The organism is Psychrobacter sp. CX21 (genome assembly GCF_057396255.1).
The window spans coordinates 109,749-126,719 of record NZ_JBXYJG010000006.1 but is presented as its reverse complement, the minus strand read 5'-3'; the positions used below and the strand labels follow the sequence as shown (position 1 = coordinate 126,719).

Genomic DNA, 16,971 nt, shown 5'->3' with positions numbered 1-16,971 from the left:
GCGTAATGCTGGCTTTTTTTATGGTACATTAATGGCATAAGGTGAGTTCTATAGTCAAAGAACTTTTAAGTAGTCACAAGGCAACTGAGTGCAAGTACTACTAGGGTTGACTTAACGAGGTTAACACCGTGACTCTTTATAAGTTCGCCGACTATATATTAAAACTATACTCTGCGAATTATTAAATGGCTAGAATTATAAAACGAAAAAATGAGGACATGGTATGGCAGATAAGGGTAGAGTCGCTCGTTATCAAGCAGATCGAACCAATCAGAAATTTTATTTTTGCCGAATTGCATGCAAACAAGCTGGAGAAACAACGGACAAACAGCATTATCAAGCGCATTGCGAAACGGCTATTTTTCATTTACAAGGCGCATTATTGGCTTTATTACAAGAGTTGGCTCATTTTTATAATCTAGATACCAGCCATCCTACGGTTGAGTATATAGAGAATGAACTTGCGAATAAAACGCTTGTTTCACCAGAATTAAAACGTATAAAGATATCTTTAGAGACGGGCGTACTTGCAAATATAAATAAAGCGTTTGAACGATGTCAGTACGCACCAGAGCCAGATAGTAAAAGTATGGAGACCACCAACCGTGATCTTATTGTTAATGTTGTCACGTTATCTAATCAATGGCTACCAGATGAACAAACGATCCGAGAATGGCGTGGTCAATTTATGACACTCGTTGATGAGATGCGCGGAGGAATGATAGAGTATTAATAAGACTTTTCTAACAACTATCAACGTTATTAAGTCTGTCATATACATGAATTGAATTACAGACCTTTTAATTATGAACTCAGTATCACGCCTATAATCTTAATGACGTGAGATTAAGATTATAGGCTTAAAGAGACTTTAAAGTTTAGACATTAGAGTTGTTATATTGGAGTTATGATATTAGAGTGAAAATAATAGAAGTGATAACATTTTTTAGTCAAAGTTTAAGACTTCGCTTCACCTTCACGGCGCTGTTTGAGCTCTGATTTTGGTATCCAAGCCCAAGTCATTTCTACCGTGATTGGATCGCGTTCACTGCTTGACTCGCGATCATCAATAACACAGGGAATGACCATCTCTCCTTTATGGTTGTCTAAAATATACTGACGTTGCTCATCGGTTAACGTCGAAATGGCAGCAATTTGTCCTTTTTGTAAGGGGCGATAGAAGTTGACTTCATAAGACTTGACCAATAATATGCGATCAGAAGGTAGATTGATACCTAAGATAAAGCCTGTGGCGGTTTCTGCTAAGAGCGTCACTGCCACTGCATGCACAGAGCCGATGTGATTTTGCACGTGTTTATCATTATCTAGGCTCACCACAAGTTTATTAGGCGTCACACTTTCATAAACAATGCCAGTTGTACCGACATACGGTACAATGCGACTAAATGCCTGAGTTAATACGAACGATTGCGCAGATTTAGGCAATACGTGCACCGCTTTTAATATGGTGGTAAATGGATTGTGAACGTTGGGAACGGAAGATTCAGCATCATTATTATGGTTAGATAACTTTGATAAATCGATGGGACTGATCTGGGAGACGGTAGAAAGAGCATTTTGAGCAACTTTGGTAACCTGATTAATTATCTGTCCTAACTGGCTCATATATATCCTTAAATGTGTAAAATCATAGATTTAGTAAATAATGAGACATTATATCACCGTCAGTAGAATAAGTGAGTGACGCGCGTACGCACAGATTGATTATCTTATACATAGTTTGATTTAAAAACTCTTGTGAACACTAGGGGCTGTATAGTTTTGATTCATGGAACTGGCAGTGGCTATTTTTTAGTCAATATGCAGGGAAATTTTCGCAGCTTAGTTGTTCTAAGTTAGATAATTTCACAATATATTGGCAAAAAATAGCCCTGACCTGTAAGGCTGATGCTAAAATTGCCCCAAACGTTGTTGTAAACCTAGCTAAGGTCTAGACATTATCAGCGGTTTACGCCTAGTTTGGAACAATTTTAGCTATCAGCAGTCCTAATTAATCAATTCTATACAACCCCTAGTATAAAGTAGCTTAAGCGATACTTATAGACAGATAAAAATGTGATGTTAGATCCACAATAGTTGTTATATATTATTAGAATAAGACCTTTATGACACAGCCAAACCAACCGACTAATACAATTTTTACTGGCGTAGCTGGTACAGGTAAAACGCATCGTTTGTTACAAATTCAGCAACGCTATGACCAAGTTATAGACCATTCATGGGACGACTGGCGGTTGCAGCTCGTGAAGTCTTATAGCTGGTGTGATGTGGTGTGTGCGGTACTATTATTAGAAAATCGTATGATGACCGTCCCTGAAATGATGCGTCATGCATTGATTAGAGACAAAGCCCAAGCCAATGAGCGACATGATAATATTAATCAAACGTTATGGGTTCAGTTGAATCAGCATGCGCATCCAGAGTCCACGACGGTTAACTCAAGCAAACGCTCTGCTAATTACTACTTTGATAAAACCGAATCAAGTCAATGGTATCTACTAGATGAGATGACACCTATTCTTCAAAGTCGCTTAGAAGAACTCATCTCTCTTTATAACTCTGATGCGATCAAGCACCATATTCAAGATCATGTTGTTAGTCGCAGTTGTTTGGTGAGCTTTCATCAATCTTATGGATACGATGAGTTTGTAGAAGGGATACGACCTAGAATTAATCCTCAAACAGGTCAAATGCAGTACACCGTACAAGACGGTGCTTTTTTAGCATTATGTGCCAAAGCTCAAGCCGATCCACAAAATCGCTATGCGATGCTGATTGATGAGATTAATCGTGCGAATACGGCACAAGTGTTCGGTGAACTCATGAGCGTTATTGAACCTAGCAAACGTGCCGGCAGCGATACGCCAATGAGTGTGCGTCTAGCGTATTCGGGGCGTCAATTCACGGTACCTAGTAACGTGGATATATATGCAACAATGAATACCCAAGATATGTCTTTAGCAACCTTAGATATGGCGTTTCGTCGTCGTTTTGATTTTATAGAATGTCCGCCAGATAATAGCGTTGTTGGCGAGGTAGCAGATCAGTGGGGACAGGAAGTTGATTTAGCTAAAATGATGCAGGCTATCAATCAGCGATTAGCCTCTTTGATTGGTGTAGAGGCACAATTAGGTCAGTCTTATTTTATGAATATTAATGATGTACAGGGCTTAGCTACGCGGCTATATCGCCAAATCATTCCACAAATTATGCAGCATCTGAACCAGTCTGTCGCTGCGCATCAAATTCACGAGGTTCTCGGGCAGATATTATACGGTTACGAGTACACTCCTGTTGAGCAAAATAAACCACCAAGCTTATTTGAGTCAAATGATGAGTTGGCAACCTCTAGAATACAGTTAGCTGTAGAATTTGTAGATATAGCAAATAAAGAGGTATCTAGAACCCAAGAAGACGTTAACAACAATGATAGTGAGGTGCGCACAAAAAAGGCTTCACCCTACTTGATGGCGAATACATATACACGGTTTTACGAGTCTAGTTAGTTTTAGTAACTTGAACTTAGCTTATGATTTAAGTTTATAAATCAAGCTTATGAACCTAGCTAAACCGCTATTGTAAATACACTTCTATATTTCCACTTTATTTATAAAGGTATATAGATAATATTCAATGGTATTGCACGTTATTTAGCGCTATTTGACGCGAAACCAAGCTCTGTCAAAGGAATACAAAAGTAGTGTCCCAGCATCAAACAAATCAATGGTCTGATCCAGCGACGGCGAATGTAATGAGCTGTTTAGAGCATCAACACTTAAGTATTCATGATTTTCTATTACCTGAAGATTTTAATTATCTTATCGAAGAAGATTTGCCATGCTTTAATATTCAGGTTAAGCGCGGCCAGATAGTTTTAAGGGTTAGTCATTATTTGGCTTCAATTGTACTACCTAGCGGTACTGTTTTAGAAATCCTACCTAAAATCAGTGATATAAAAACGAATACAGGGACTCAATCAAATGTAAGCACTGAGAACCTAGCAGCAGTTCGAGAATCCAGAGCTTGGGTAGCGCAGATGCTAAAAGATATCGCATCCGACGATCTTGACGCTTCGCTAAACTCAAAGTCGATATCCTCGGCATCGCTTGCCCAAACTTCGGTTAGTTCTAACCGCTATCCGAAGACGATCCTAGATAGCCTATCTATACCCGCTACTTTTAATAAAAGCTTCAATGCTAAAAATAAAAGATCAAATGCTAATCACAAAGTGGCTAATAGTAATACTACACATGGCGATAAGCAGCCATGGCATATCGGCTTATTAAAAACGGCGGAGTTGTATATAGAAAAAGCGGCAAACTTTCTACCCAATCAGTATCAAACTCAAGTACAAAATAATCCGAAAGCGCAAGGCCGAATCAACCTAAAATCTCAACTAAGATTAAATTGGCACCGCCCGCATTATTTATATAGTGAACATTCTATATTTGAAACAGACGCGTTACTGCTTCAATTTCTGGCGACGGGCTGGCAGCAATTGCAAAGATTGCAAGGCGCTAATCCCTTAATAGATAAAATCTCACTACAAAGTAAACAATTAAACCAGTCTACTCATCAATTACAAAGCGAACCTAAACTCGCCAAACGGCTTTCGATACAATCAGCGACGTCTAAGGTTGTAAAACATCGCAATTTAAAACACGGCTCTTTAAAACATAGCGCTTTAAAACATCAGGCTCTAAAACGTCACAATGTATTGCCACCAAAACAATGGCAGCCTACTTACAATAAGCTGCTTAAACAAGCGACGCAATGGCGTAGTCAATTTTCATCAAAACAATATCACGTACTACTAGATGCCATTGATTGGTGCTGGTGGATTCTAAATAATACCGCTAAGTCTAGGAGTGGTCATGGGGTAAGTGACACCGCGTATATGCCGCAGCCCACGTTAATGATAAATATGAATCACGCTTTTGAACGGTGGGTATTAGGTAAAGTTGCTAATGACGTTAAGAATAATATGCCAACGTCAGAATTAATTATTCAGCCAAGCTTCAATTGGCTGACCGACAATGCGCTTGCAGAATCTAATCAACGTTTGAGTTTAAAACCAACTCAGCATCTGCATACAAATACTCCTCCCAATAAAGACATTGAGTGTCAACACAGTGCTGTTATTCAAAAATTAATACCAGATGCTTGTATTATTGACGCCACGGGGAGTATAACTCACGTAATTGACATAAAATATAAAAAGCTTACGCGTGTGAATGAGATAAGCGGCAGTGATTGGCAGCAATTATGGACCTATCAGCAATATTTAAGATGTCAAAATGCATGGCTAATTTATCCTACTACGGGCGGATTAAAAAATAATATAAAGGTCACTGCAAACTTATATCAAGATAAATTAAACGAAGATAACTCATACGAAGATAACTCATATAAAGATAACTCATATAAAGGTAACTGTTCAAAACAGAATAATAGATGCGAAATGCATGTTATACCGTTCAAAGTTAAAGAGGGGAGGTTGGGCTAGTTGAATCCTCACGTATATGGACTACGTACAACTTATATAAGGTTCTGTGAATATTCAACCATTAGGACGATAACCTTGATAATAAGATTTTGCAAAATTTTATAACGATCTATATATTTATTTAAAAAAGGTGTTGACAGAATGTTCTATTAATCCTATTATATGCACCTCGATAGCGATGACGCTGATGATTTAAACATTTAACGTCTTGTATTCGAATAAAAAGTAAAGCATCGGAGTGTGGCGCAGTTTGGTAGCGCATCTGGTTTGGGACCAGAGGGTCGTAGGTTCGAATCCTATCACTCCGACCACTTTTTACTAGAGCCTTACAGGCTTTTTTTTATGCTTTAAATAAGACACTATTCGTTTATAGCCTATTTTATAGTTATAATGAATATGGTCAGTACTATGAGCGCCTGTAGCTCAGTTGGATAGAGCATCTGCCTTCTAAGCAGGTGGTCGCAGGTTCGAATCCTGCCAGGCGCACCATTTTTGCCTGATAACCTTATAAAGCAAGTAGCTATTGCATAAGTACTAAATAGACTATGTATCGCGCTTAACTTCTTTATAACAGCAATACATCTATTATGGCGGATGTAGCTCAGTTGGTAGAGCCCCGGGTTGTGATCTCGGTTGTCGCGGGTTCAAGTCCCGTCATTCGCCCCATATTTTAAATAGTATTTATCCTATATTTATTGACTTTTTTATACTAATCTAGCCTATGCTACGATTGGTTTTTTTTTGGTCTATTGTTTCTCAATATAAGTCTATATTAATGTATAGATAGTAACGATATAGCTATTAAAATACTGCTGACAATCCCTATAACCTCTATAATATTGTTAAACCTCAAACGCTCATATTAAATTCATTTATACAGCCCCTATATTAATCTCTGCTATTGGATAATAGATATCTGAGCTTCCCCACTGGTTCAATTTTTTATACACAACAAAAATATGATGAATTGCCATAAAAAGAGCCATAAAGCTTTCAACTTAGAATCACCTCTTTTAAACCTCTGTGTACCTGTTATCATTAATGGTATTATGAAATAGATTTTATGACGCAATTTATTAAATTTAAAGACGATATGTAAGAGCTAATATTATGGCACGACCTTCCGTTACCGTAACTGCTACCAATACAAAATTAGCGAACAAACAGTCAAATGATTCTGCTGGTGAAAATTCTATGGATGCTAAATCTCAAGGTGAAACCGAGCATGAAACAGACTCTGCGACCAAACAAACGCCTAGAAAGCCTAACACCAAAGAGCAGTTGATAGATTTGTATCGTACGGAGCCTTTAAAACTATATACGACAGCGAATAGTAAAGATCTTTTGGTTATTGCTGAGGAGCGAGCAGCATTATATCGACGACAACAGCAGCGCAATGAGTTTTTTTACACCGCGCATACGTCGATTAGACCCACGTACATGGTTCAAATTTTAAAACCGCAATTTGATGAATATGAGCAGTATCAGATGGTACGTGTTCTAGACCAGCGCGGTATCTTAGACTTAGATAAGCTTGAGCTGACTTGGCAGCAAATCCATGTTGTGGATGATTTTATTGTAGATATCGTTCGACATATGCCCGCGCAAAAACCAGTCGGATGGCAACTTACATCCGCCAGTAAGAATCATTTAAAGCTGCCTACTGTTGGCCGTTTGCGAGATACTCTTACCATAGCTGATCAGGGCAGTTTGACCAGTTATGTAATGGGACATTTTGGGGTAATGAGCTATACGTATGATCGAGCTTATTATATTGGTCACGTTATGGGGTATTTATTTTGCTGTTATTATTTAGCCCATTTATCTATTGCATACGGCGTGACGCCATTGCCTGAGAAGACAGTAGCAGATTATGATTACGTCTCTTTAGAAACCCCAAAAATGGTTCGATTATTACAAGGTGTAGACGTGCACTGTAAGCGACGTATATATCAGTTGGCCGTACTATGCGCGCGGTTAAGCAGTTACAAGATTGATAAATATGCTGAAAAGCTATTAATTGCAGAAGTGAATGAGTTTGATAAAAAGCAGCAAATAACACATTTAGACATGCTATTAAATAATGGACTCATGCCTGATATGCCAGATATGATCGAAGACAAAATCTTCCCGGGTACTACTGGTGATAAATAAACCGCCAAAAGCTTCTAAAAATTAATCATTTTGTAGGATGAACAGATTATGATGGGCGTTCTATAAGGCATTTTACAACCTCTATTTTATAACACCTGTTTTATAATACATGTTTTATGACTACCATTGTATATCGGCTATTTTATAACCGCTATTTTCATATTAATACATTTATCTTATAACTGCATAAGATTCAGTTAGATCCATAAAGAGCGCATTATGCCAGCATATCACTACAAAGCCCTAGACACTGCTGGAAAAATTAAGAAAGGGGTAATGCAAGGAGACTCCTCACGTCAAGTTCGCCAAGAGCTTAGAACGCAGTCACTATTGCCGATAGAAGTGGATGCGGTGCAGACAGTTACTAATGATAAAGTGCGTCATCAAAAAAAGCTTTCAGCGTATGAGCTTGCATTAGTAACTCGGCAGTTATCGGTTCTTTTAGCAGCTGCTATTCCCCTTGAAGAAGCGTTAGGATCAGTGGCGAAGCAATCAGAAAAGCCTCATGTGAAGTCTGTCATCTTGTCTGTTCGTTCTTTTGTGTTAGAAGGGTATGGGTTGGCTGAAGCATTGGAACGTGTGTCTAATTTTCCAACGCTATATGTCGCGACAGTAGCAGCTGGCGAGCGCTCAGGTCATTTGGATTTGATATTAAAGCAATTGGCCGAATACACCGAAAATCGTTTTGCCCTGCAAAATAAGATTAAAGTAGCTATGATTTATCCTTTAATATTAATGGTCATTTCACTTGTTGTGGTTATTGGGCTGATGAGCTTCGTGGTACCAAAGATTGTTAAAGTATTTGAACAATCTGAACAAGCACTGCCTTTGATTACGCAAGTGGTGATGGGGTTATCAAATACGATTACACAGTGGTGGTGGCTTATCGCCATCGTCGGTGCCGTAGTAGCGTTATTGATACTTCGTTTTGCTAGAACTGAGACAGGGCAGCGGGGTATTGACAGGCTTGTACTAAAGCTACCAGTATTAGCACGGTTGACAAAAAGTCTTAATGCGGCTCGATTTGGCAGCACCTTATCCATCCTTGTGCGATCGGGTGTGCCTTTGATTGAAGCCTTGCAAATCAGCGCGGCTGTCACCACTAATACTTATATTACAGATACGATAAATCTGGCAGCTATAAAAGTGACAGAAGGCGCAAGTCTTTCGAGTCAATTAGAGAAGTCGCCTTATTTCCCTCCCATGATGATTCAAATGATTAAAAGTGGAGAAAATTCGGGAGAGCTTGAAAACATGTTAGGTCGGGCTGCGGATATGCAAGAAGCGGAGGCTACTAATTATATTAGCACTTTGCTGGCTCTGATTACCCCATTAATGCTAGTGTTTATGGGGGTAGTCGTCCTAATAATTGTTATGGCAGTTATGTTGCCTATCGTTAATATGAATGATTTAGCTTAAGGTATTAAGCTGGATTGGTTTAGCTTGATTGATTAGGATAGATTGGTTTAAGCAATTGGTTAAGCCTGATTGATTTGATTAAATTGGTTTGGCTTAAAAAAGACTTTAAATGACTTTATTTAATCAATAAATTATTATATTTAACTTTATTAACACTATATATATTCTACATATTAAATCTAATACATATTTTAAAGAAGACATTATGAAGCGAAGCAATCAATACATGTTACCCACCAAGTCTCAATCTGGCTTTACCCTTATTGAAATTATGGTCGTCATTGTTATCTTAGTTATCCTCGCGGGCATTGTTGTCCCTAGAGTCGTGGGCCAAAGTGATAAAGCACGTATAGGGACTACTAAAACCATATTAGCTACCGTATCGAACTCTTTGGATTCATATCGAGTGGATAACTCAAAATATCCGACGACTGCTCAAGGTTTGGAGGCGCTCATCACGCCGCCTGAGGATGCTAAGAATTATCCTGAAGGTGGGTACATTAAAGGTGACTATCCAACCGATGCTTGGGACAATGATCTTCAATATGTCTCACCTGGTTCAGAAGGACGAGTTTATGATTTATTCTCGTTAGGGGCAGATGGTAAGCAAGGAGGGGAAGGGGTGAACGCGGACATTTATGCCAAGCCATAATGTTTATTGCCTTTAATCCTATAACTGTTAACCCCTGTTTTAGGCCCCTTTATATCGATGGTAGTGGCTATGCGTTTTTGGTACATTATTGATGATTTATTGTTAATTAGTTATCTATAATTCCCTATTGCTTATGACATAGCAGGTGTATTCAATATAATCGATACCTGCTATTCGATAACTTCTAATCGGGACCTTTTTAATAAGGTTCACGTCATTGATATCCAAATTTAATAATTGCCTAAATACAATAATATCCGTTTGTATAAATTTTAAGATAAGTTGATGTGATGAGAGATTTCAATAAGGTTTATCGCAAATCTGATAATAATAACTTTAATAGAGCATCAGACAATACAGATGCTGATAAATTCACGGTGAGTGATAATCGCCAGCTTGTAAAAAATCAAGGTACAGTATCGCGTTTACAGCGTACCGGTATTATAGCGTCCTGTGCTATTGCCTTATTTACAGCGCCTCATATTATCGATTCATCGCCTGCTCACGCTGCCAGCTTGGGCGATCTTTTTGGAAGTGATTCAGCACAATCTGCTCAAAGTGATTTTTTGAATGTAAAAGATGCCTTTGATGTGAGTGCAGTGCAGCAAGGTGATAAGGTTTTAGTTAATCTTAATATCACACCTGGACACTACGTATATAAAGACAAGCTTGCATTAAAGCTACCTGATGGTGTGACCGCATCTGCATTTAAGTTCTCACAGCCTTCAACGACCGTCGATGACCCTACGTTTGGCAAAGTTGCTGTATTTAAACAGCCTTTGGTGACTGCGACGGCCTCATTAACGAACAACACTTCCTCAGCTATAAAACAAAATATTACCTTGAAGTGGCAAGGCTGTGCGGATGCTGGGCTGTGTTATCCACCGCAAAACCAATCAGTAAAGATTAATTTAAAAGCTGCTGCACCTTCGAACCTGACATCAACTCCAGCATCAAACTCATCATCAATTCCAGCGTCAATTCCAGCATCGACCTCAGCGTCATCGTCGCAAACCTCCTCGACAACACTTGCTTCTGAGTCCACTAGTAACTCAAAATCAACTGCTCCAAGTTCAGCGTCTTCAAAGTCATCTTCTGCCACAGCGGCGTCTGCCCAAACTGCAGCAGATAATAAGGCCCAAGCAAACTTAACTCAAAATACCGATATTGTAGCTAGCGACCCGATCAATAAGTCATCTATACCATACAATAGCGTTGGCATTGAAGATGACTCTGCTGTTAATGAGTCATCTGTTGATACTGCGCAAGGTGAAAATATTGATAGTCCTTATAATTTTGATAACAGTACAGCTGACACTATTTTAGGGGATACGAATAATACGAACGTTGCAAATAATATCACGACCAATTCAACGGTTGACGCTCAAAGCAACAACCAAAGTGCCAAGCTTTCAACAACAAATGAAGGATCATTATTTGGCGGTGAAAACGTAGTCAATCAAGATCCTTTTGGTTTAGCTAAGCATCCTTGGTTGGCTTTACTCCTTTTGTTCTTAGCAGGCTTAGGATTGGCATTCACACCCTGTGTGTTACCCATGCTGCCTATTGTGAGCAATATTGTGGCGCGTCAGCACACCCCAACTCCAAAAAGAGGCCTGATATTAAGTGGTAGTTATGCGTTAGGCGTTTCAGTTGCTTATGGTATTTTGGGAGCGATTATCGCAGTATTTGGTGAGCAGTTAGGTATTATAGGCTGGTTGCAAAACCCGACTATCCTATTAGCTTTTGCTGCCATATTTGTTCTACTCGCCTTATATATGCTTGATGTCATTAAAGTACCCGTTCCTAATGCCATTCGTAAGCGGACTCATGCCATCAGCCAGACAGGTGACAAGTATTTAGGAAGCACCGCAGGTAGCTTTGTTGCAGGTTTGTTGTCAGCTTTAGTGGTATCTCCTTGTGTGTCTGCGCCTTTATTTGGCGCCTTGTTGGCTGTATCTACCATCGGCAATCCGCTATTGGGTTTTGCAGCGTTATTTATGCTTGGATTTGGATTATCTGCGCCTCTCATGGTGCTCGGTGCTAGTCAAAGTAAGTTAATGCCCAAAGCTGGCGCGTGGATGAACTGGGTAAAACAAGGGTTTGCACTTTTACTGTTCGCTGTGGCCTTATTGCTTATCGAGCGAGTATTAATGTCACCAGTTATGTTAATGCTATGGGCCGTGTGGTTTGTGGTGGTGGCCGTATGGGCCTGGTATTGGGTTGGCCGCGGTATTATTATTACAAGAACATTGGGAATATTGATGGGTATATGGGCAACGTTATTGATGGTCGGTGCTGCTGCAGGCAGTAGTGATGTCTGGCAACCTTTGCGGGTATTTACTGCAACTAATGTACAAACAGCTTATAAGCCATCAACTGTTTCAGGTGTATTTATTGAAGCAGCCCAGCCAGTAACAGAGTTTGACCAAAATACATCTACCCCTTCAAGTTCTACAGGAGCTCCTATTAATACCGCTATCAATCAAGCTTCAGTGAGTTCAGAAGTAGGATCTGTCCCAAGTGTAGAATTAAACTATAATTCGGATATTCATATCACTTCAATTGATGAACTCATCAAAGTTGTCGAACAATATCCCAAGGTGTTGGTTGATGTCACTGCTGATTGGTGTATAGAATGCCGGATCATGGACAAAACATTGTTTACGAATAGACCTGCATTGATGAAAGAGTGGCAGTTTGTCAGATTAGACATTACTGAAACCAATGACGAGTCTGCACGCGTGCTATCTGAGCTGCGTTTGTTTGGCCCCCCTGCTTTAATGTATATCGTTGATGGAGAGCTTAAAGAACAACAAGTGGCTGAGGTTGGGCGTGAGGAGTTTGAACAAACGCTACGCCGTTTATAGTTTAAGCGCTTTGGTAGAGTGTTTATTAAAATGTTTGTTGTTATTTAAGTAAAATATCCTCTATGACTTCATGACTTCTAAAAAAATGATTATTTATGAGACTAATTAATCTATAATAGAGTCTATTATCAAATACGATATTTAACATATCCTTAATTTTATAAATTTCATTAGGAATAGGCATGTCTTTAAAACAGCCCATGGCGTCTAATTCAGGCTTTGAGTCTTCAAAATTAAAGCCACTTACTAGGCTTATTACTAGATCTATAACTGGGCCGATTGCGGCGGTGTGTTTGTCACCAGTTATTTTTATGTCTTCAATCCAAGCTGCTGAAACCGAAGATACTCCAAAGATGACGCCACTTAGCACCGATGCGTTTTATCAATGTACTAACCTAAAGCTGGAAGCCGCTAGACTGGCATGTTATGACAAAGCAATCATGGGAGATGTGACCACACGAGGGCGAGGTAAGCAAGCTTTAGATTTGGCTGAATCTGTGAAAGCCAGTATCAGTGATTTAAAACCAACGGCTGTGTATGCTGACGATGCCCAGTATGCTGATAGTGCACAATATACGCAAGATGCAACATCGACAGATGCAGGTGCACCAACGGCTTCAGGCAATGAAGCACTTTCAGCTGTGGGCTTAACGATTGATGATTTGGAGCCGTATACGCCGCTGAGTTTGGCCTATGATTTAGACAAAAATAGTGAGCTTGGCAATTGGACGATTAGACCTTATAGACCTAATTATTTATTGCCTGCTTTTGTGCATTATGATCCAAATCGTACGCCTACGACGCCAACACAAAGCCCAACAGATGAAGAGTTTGAAGAATACGGCAAACAATATGATGATTCACTAGAGTTAAAAGCACAAATATCGCTAAAAACTAAAATTGCAGAAGATATATTTGATACCAGTGCAGATGTATGGTTTGGGTATACTCAGCAAATGTATTGGCAGGTTTACAATGAAGACAACTCTCGCCCGTTTCGCGCGACAGACTATATGCCAGAAGTATTTATAACACAGCCTGTCAAAGCCAATTTACCTTTCAACGGCCGCTTGCGTATGTTAGGTGCTGGTGTTATTCATCATTCTAATGGTCAGTCTGATCCATGGTCACGCTCATGGAACCGTGTATATCTCATGAGTGGTGCTGAATGGGGAAAACTCAGTGTGATACCCAAAGTCTGGGCGCATATAAAAAATGATTCAGACTCAGATCCAAGTGATAATCCAGATATTGTTGATTACTATGGACACGGTGAAATTAGCGCACTATACAATATAGGGGATGGTGAAACGATAACGGCAACAGGTCGTTATAACTTTGATGATGAGAATGGAGCCATTCAACTCGGCTATTCTCGTCCACTTGCCAATGATATTCATGGATTTGTACAAATATTTCATGGGTATGGTGAGTCCATCATTGACTACAATGAAGAGACAACCGCCGTGGGTATTGGTATTTCTTTGAATGACTGGAAAGGTCTATAATTTTTACTTCATTACGCCAAATGTTCACACCCGCCTACTATCATCTAGGATTATGGCGGGTAGAGTTCATACAAAAAAGATGCTGCGTTTGTTTAATTAACGATGCGGATGTCATCACTCCACATAGCATAAACTCACGTTTTTTAAACTCTATTACTTTAGCTTCAAAATCAAATATCTTAACCCCAAATGCTTTGAATACAAATAAAGCCGTTTCTAATGACATTGCTGATACTCATATCACCTCTAACAACCATACTCTGATAGACATTCCCCTCAATAACCATTTTTCTAATAAAACTGTCCTCAGCGACACTATCATCAAAGACACTACTTCAAAAATCTGGAGGCGCCCTGCAACTTTATTGTGTCAAAATTGTCATGATGACATAGCGTGGTTGCCAGATGTAGCAACGATACCGATTGACCTGCAAGACAGTCATCAATCGGTTACACGTGAGAATCTCAATCATAAACAAGAGATCAATCGCATTCCCAAGTCCGAGCGCAATGACAAATCCAATGACAATCTCAATGACGATCTTAAAGACGATCACAGCGACAATCTTTCAAACTTGTCTACTTCTGAAAGTTTTAACCCAGCCACATTAAGTATACAATCAGCTGCGTTGCACCGTGGCTTTGTGCGGGCTGCGATGATTGCGTTTAAATATAAAGAAGAGTTGAGTGCGTTACCTGTATTGGTACATGCGCTAAGACAATTGCCACGTCCCAAAGGATGTTACAACGAAAATAGCCTCATAATCTCGGTACCTACAACCCCTAGCCGATTGCGTGATCGCGGCTTTGATCCTACCCAAATCCTTGCCTATCATTTATCAAAACATTGGGGTATACCTTTGTGGGATGGTATGAGCCGGGTTGATGATACAGTGCGTCAGCAAGGGTTAGAAAGACAGGAACGTAAGCAAAATATTCATCATGCCTTTAGACTCAATGAAGAACCTCCAGTAAAAAACCTATTAATTTTTGACGATGTCACGACGACAGGCACCACATTGTCCGAGTTGGCGGCGACCCTAATGAGACATGATAATCGCTCAAATTTACAGGCATATACTTTGACCTGTTAAAATAAAAGTGTATTTATAGTATAAATTAGTTATTATTAAGTTATTAAATTAAACTTAATGTTTTATAATGGTAAATAAGAGTTAATCAATTAGCTTTTATTATTCTTAATCTGAGCTTGCTACCATGATTAAAGACTACTTTAAAAGCTTGATCGTTAATTAGTTAGTGATTTTTATTCAACAGGTCTATATTGATAATTTTTATTGCAAGTAAGATTTTTATTATTAGTTTTTTTGATTTATTTGAGTTTAGACATTATTTTTATAGGAACGTAGGGTCAATGCAGCAGCCGAATACTCATCGTGGATTTACACTTGTCGAAATGATGATTGTGGTTGCCATATTAGGTATATTGGCGTTAATTGCCTATCCAAATTATCAGAATTATGTCATTAAAACTCAGCGTACCGATATGATGGGTGAGCTACAGAATATAGCAGCCACTATTGAATCGAAAAAAATTGCATTAGGTCGATACCAAGAGTTAACCTTTACTACCGTCAATAACAATCGCACTACCTATCCTTATACAGACAAAGCTCAATATGACTTGTCCATTGATAATCTTGAAACGGGTGAATGGGTATTAACGGCTAAGCCCATAGCCGGAACAAGAATGGCAAATGATGGCGTTTTAAGCATCGATCATACGGGCAAAAAATGTCATAAAAATTCATGTGGGTTTAATGATGAATGGCGCTAAGTTTATGCATTTGCGTATTATAAACTTCGAGACTTAAGTAAGACGTACTAAGTGAGCGGTGATTTGTAATAAGTGTTTAGCAATAATTTAAAAGTAATAGTTGAAAAGTAAAAATTTAAAAGTAATAAGGGCTCACTCATTATTGTTCAGTCATCGATAAAAAGTACTCAGTGAGGGTTTAACGTCGTACTCTAAGAGGTAAAGATGTCAATTAAACCAGTCAAAATGGTATTAAATACTCAGATAGGGTTTACACTCATTGAACTGATGATTACCCTTGCTTTACTTGCCATCATCGCCTCAATAGCCATACCAAGTTTTAGTAATCAAATAGCGCAAAAAAGAACTCAAAAAGCGGGTATGCAGATTGTTTCGATATTTAATGAAGCTCGATCGAGCGCTGCATTAGCAAACCGTCCCATAACCTTAAAGATAGATAGTTCTAATCAAAGTTTTGAGGTAGTTGTAGGGAATAAAGTTACCGCGCAGCAACAGCTTGAAGACAGAGTAAAGATTACCAGCAGCGCTGATAGTGAATTGACGGTTTATCCTAATGGGTCGATTGAAGGTGGCGATAACTACTTTAGAGTCTGTGATGCACAAGGTAGTGAAGTAGGCGGTTATAGTGTTTGGATAAATGCTCGCGGTGTTGCTAAATATGGTTCTGGTAAGATGTCTTCATCGACTAATAATATATTAAACCTATCATGCGAGTAGCCGCTATGATATTCAATCCATTATTAAAGCGTATCTTCATTTGGAGCTTTTAAATTTATGGACTAAAAATGGCTATATTTTCGCCAAATTGAGTCTAATTTCAAGCTAATATATCTTTATTATCTGCGAAATTATCCTTGTTTGACAAGAAATTTATCTCATTTTTAGCCACATAATCCAATTGAAGACACGTTCTAGATTTAATATTTACAATAAGCTATGAGTATTGAGCATAGGGTGGCTATAAGCTTTATGAATATAAATAAGAAACTGAAAATAATAAACCGGTTAAAGTGGTTTTATTGTTAAAGATAAGGAAGTCTCAC

General features: G+C 38.9%; 12 protein-coding genes and 3 tRNA genes. 14 read left to right on the top strand and 1 reads right to left on the bottom strand.

Features of this window, described 5'->3' with window-relative positions; translation table 11 throughout:
• The first annotated feature begins 223 nt into the window (after positions 1-223).
• Entirely contained in the window at positions 224-733 is a 510-nt protein-coding gene (locus AC2SLP_RS05500; RefSeq protein ID WP_486535635.1) for a DUF6586 family protein, read from the top strand.
• 224 nt (positions 734-957) lie between these two features.
• Here AC2SLP_RS05500 and AC2SLP_RS05495 read toward each other — a convergent pair whose 3' ends face one another.
• Entirely contained in the window at positions 958-1,626 is a 669-nt protein-coding gene (locus AC2SLP_RS05495) for a DUF4442 domain-containing protein (protein ID WP_486535634.1), read from the bottom strand.
• 500 nt (positions 1,627-2,126) lie between these two features.
• On the opposite strand from AC2SLP_RS05495, the gene AC2SLP_RS05490 reads away from it, so the two are divergent.
• From AC2SLP_RS05490 to AC2SLP_RS05430, 13 genes are all read left to right on the top strand, one after another.
• Positions 2,127-3,527 (top strand): McrB family protein, encoded by a 1,401-nt coding sequence (locus AC2SLP_RS05490; RefSeq protein ID WP_486535633.1) that lies wholly within the window; start codon positions 2,127-2,129, stop codon positions 3,525-3,527.
• Positions 3,528-3,721: 194 nt separating this feature from the next.
• A complete protein-coding gene (locus tag AC2SLP_RS05485; RefSeq protein WP_486535632.1) occupies positions 3,722-5,527 on the top strand; it encodes a 5-methylcytosine restriction system specificity protein McrC in 1,806 nt (601 codons plus the stop codon).
• A gap of 234 nt (positions 5,528-5,761) precedes the next feature.
• A tRNA-Pro gene (locus AC2SLP_RS05480) sits at positions 5,762-5,838 on the top strand.
• A gap of 101 nt (positions 5,839-5,939) precedes the next feature.
• A tRNA-Arg gene (locus tag AC2SLP_RS05475) sits at positions 5,940-6,016 on the top strand.
• Positions 6,017-6,117: 101 nt separating this feature from the next.
• Positions 6,118-6,193, top strand: a tRNA-His gene (locus AC2SLP_RS05470).
• A gap of 444 nt (positions 6,194-6,637) precedes the next feature.
• A complete protein-coding gene (locus tag AC2SLP_RS05465; RefSeq protein WP_486535631.1) occupies positions 6,638-7,681 on the top strand; it encodes a hypothetical protein in 1,044 nt (347 codons plus the stop codon).
• A gap of 219 nt (positions 7,682-7,900) precedes the next feature.
• Positions 7,901-9,100, top strand: a complete 1,200-nt coding sequence (gspF, locus tag AC2SLP_RS05460) for a type II secretion system inner membrane protein GspF (RefSeq protein ID WP_486535630.1) — start codon at positions 7,901-7,903, stop codon at positions 9,098-9,100.
• Between the two features lie 205 nt (positions 9,101-9,305).
• Entirely contained in the window at positions 9,306-9,752 is a 447-nt protein-coding gene (gene gspG / locus AC2SLP_RS05455; RefSeq protein WP_486535629.1) for a type II secretion system major pseudopilin GspG, read from the top strand.
• 290 nt (positions 9,753-10,042) lie between these two features.
• On the top strand, positions 10,043-12,622 hold the full coding sequence (locus AC2SLP_RS05450) for a protein-disulfide reductase DsbD family protein (protein ID WP_486535628.1): 2,580 nt from the start codon (positions 10,043-10,045) through the stop codon (positions 12,620-12,622).
• A gap of 182 nt (positions 12,623-12,804) precedes the next feature.
• Positions 12,805-14,130 carry a phospholipase A gene (locus AC2SLP_RS05445; protein WP_486535627.1) on the top strand — a complete coding sequence of 442 codons (1,326 nt, stop codon included), beginning with the start codon at positions 12,805-12,807 and terminating at the stop codon, positions 14,128-14,130.
• A 20-nt stretch (positions 14,131-14,150) separates the two neighbouring features.
• Positions 14,151-15,224, top strand: coding sequence for a ComF family protein (locus AC2SLP_RS05440; protein ID WP_486535626.1), 1,074 nt, complete (start codon positions 14,151-14,153; stop codon positions 15,222-15,224).
• Between the two features lie 281 nt (positions 15,225-15,505).
• On the top strand, positions 15,506-15,928 hold the full coding sequence (locus AC2SLP_RS05435; RefSeq protein WP_486535625.1) for a type IV pilin protein: 423 nt from the start codon (positions 15,506-15,508) through the stop codon (positions 15,926-15,928).
• Positions 15,929-16,132: 204 nt separating this feature from the next.
• The gene (locus AC2SLP_RS05430; RefSeq protein WP_486535624.1) at positions 16,133-16,645 is read left to right on the top strand and encodes a pilus assembly FimT family protein; all 513 of its coding nucleotides are present in this window, start codon (positions 16,133-16,135) and stop codon (positions 16,643-16,645) included.
• The last annotated feature ends 326 nt before the right edge of the window (positions 16,646-16,971 follow it).

Excerpts from the sequence above, each read along its gene's own strand:
- gspF (WP_486535630.1), top strand. The coding sequence starts at position 7,901 with ATGCCAGCATATCACTACAAAGCCCTAGACACTGCTGGAAAAATTAAG.
- gspG (WP_486535629.1), top strand. The coding sequence starts at position 9,306 with ATGAAGCGAAGCAATCAATACATGTTACCCACCAAGTCTCAATCTGGC.
- AC2SLP_RS05450 (WP_486535628.1), top strand. The coding sequence starts at position 10,043 with ATGAGAGATTTCAATAAGGTTTATCGCAAATCTGATAATAATAACTTT.
- AC2SLP_RS05435 (WP_486535625.1), top strand. The coding sequence starts at position 15,506 with ATGCAGCAGCCGAATACTCATCGTGGATTTACACTTGTCGAAATGATG.
- AC2SLP_RS05445 (WP_486535627.1), top strand. The coding sequence starts at position 12,805 with ATGTCTTTAAAACAGCCCATGGCGTCTAATTCAGGCTTTGAGTCTTCA.
- AC2SLP_RS05500 (WP_486535635.1), top strand. The coding sequence starts at position 224 with ATGGCAGATAAGGGTAGAGTCGCTCGTTATCAAGCAGATCGAACCAAT.
- AC2SLP_RS05440 (WP_486535626.1), top strand. The coding sequence starts at position 14,151 with ATGTTCACACCCGCCTACTATCATCTAGGATTATGGCGGGTAGAGTTC.
- AC2SLP_RS05490 (WP_486535633.1), top strand. The coding sequence starts at position 2,127 with ATGACACAGCCAAACCAACCGACTAATACAATTTTTACTGGCGTAGCT.
- AC2SLP_RS05430 (WP_486535624.1), top strand. The coding sequence starts at position 16,133 with ATGTCAATTAAACCAGTCAAAATGGTATTAAATACTCAGATAGGGTTT.
- AC2SLP_RS05495 (WP_486535634.1), bottom strand. The coding sequence starts at position 1,626 with ATGAGCCAGTTAGGACAGATAATTAATCAGGTTACCAAAGTTGCTCAA.
- AC2SLP_RS05465 (WP_486535631.1), top strand. The coding sequence starts at position 6,638 with ATGGCACGACCTTCCGTTACCGTAACTGCTACCAATACAAAATTAGCG.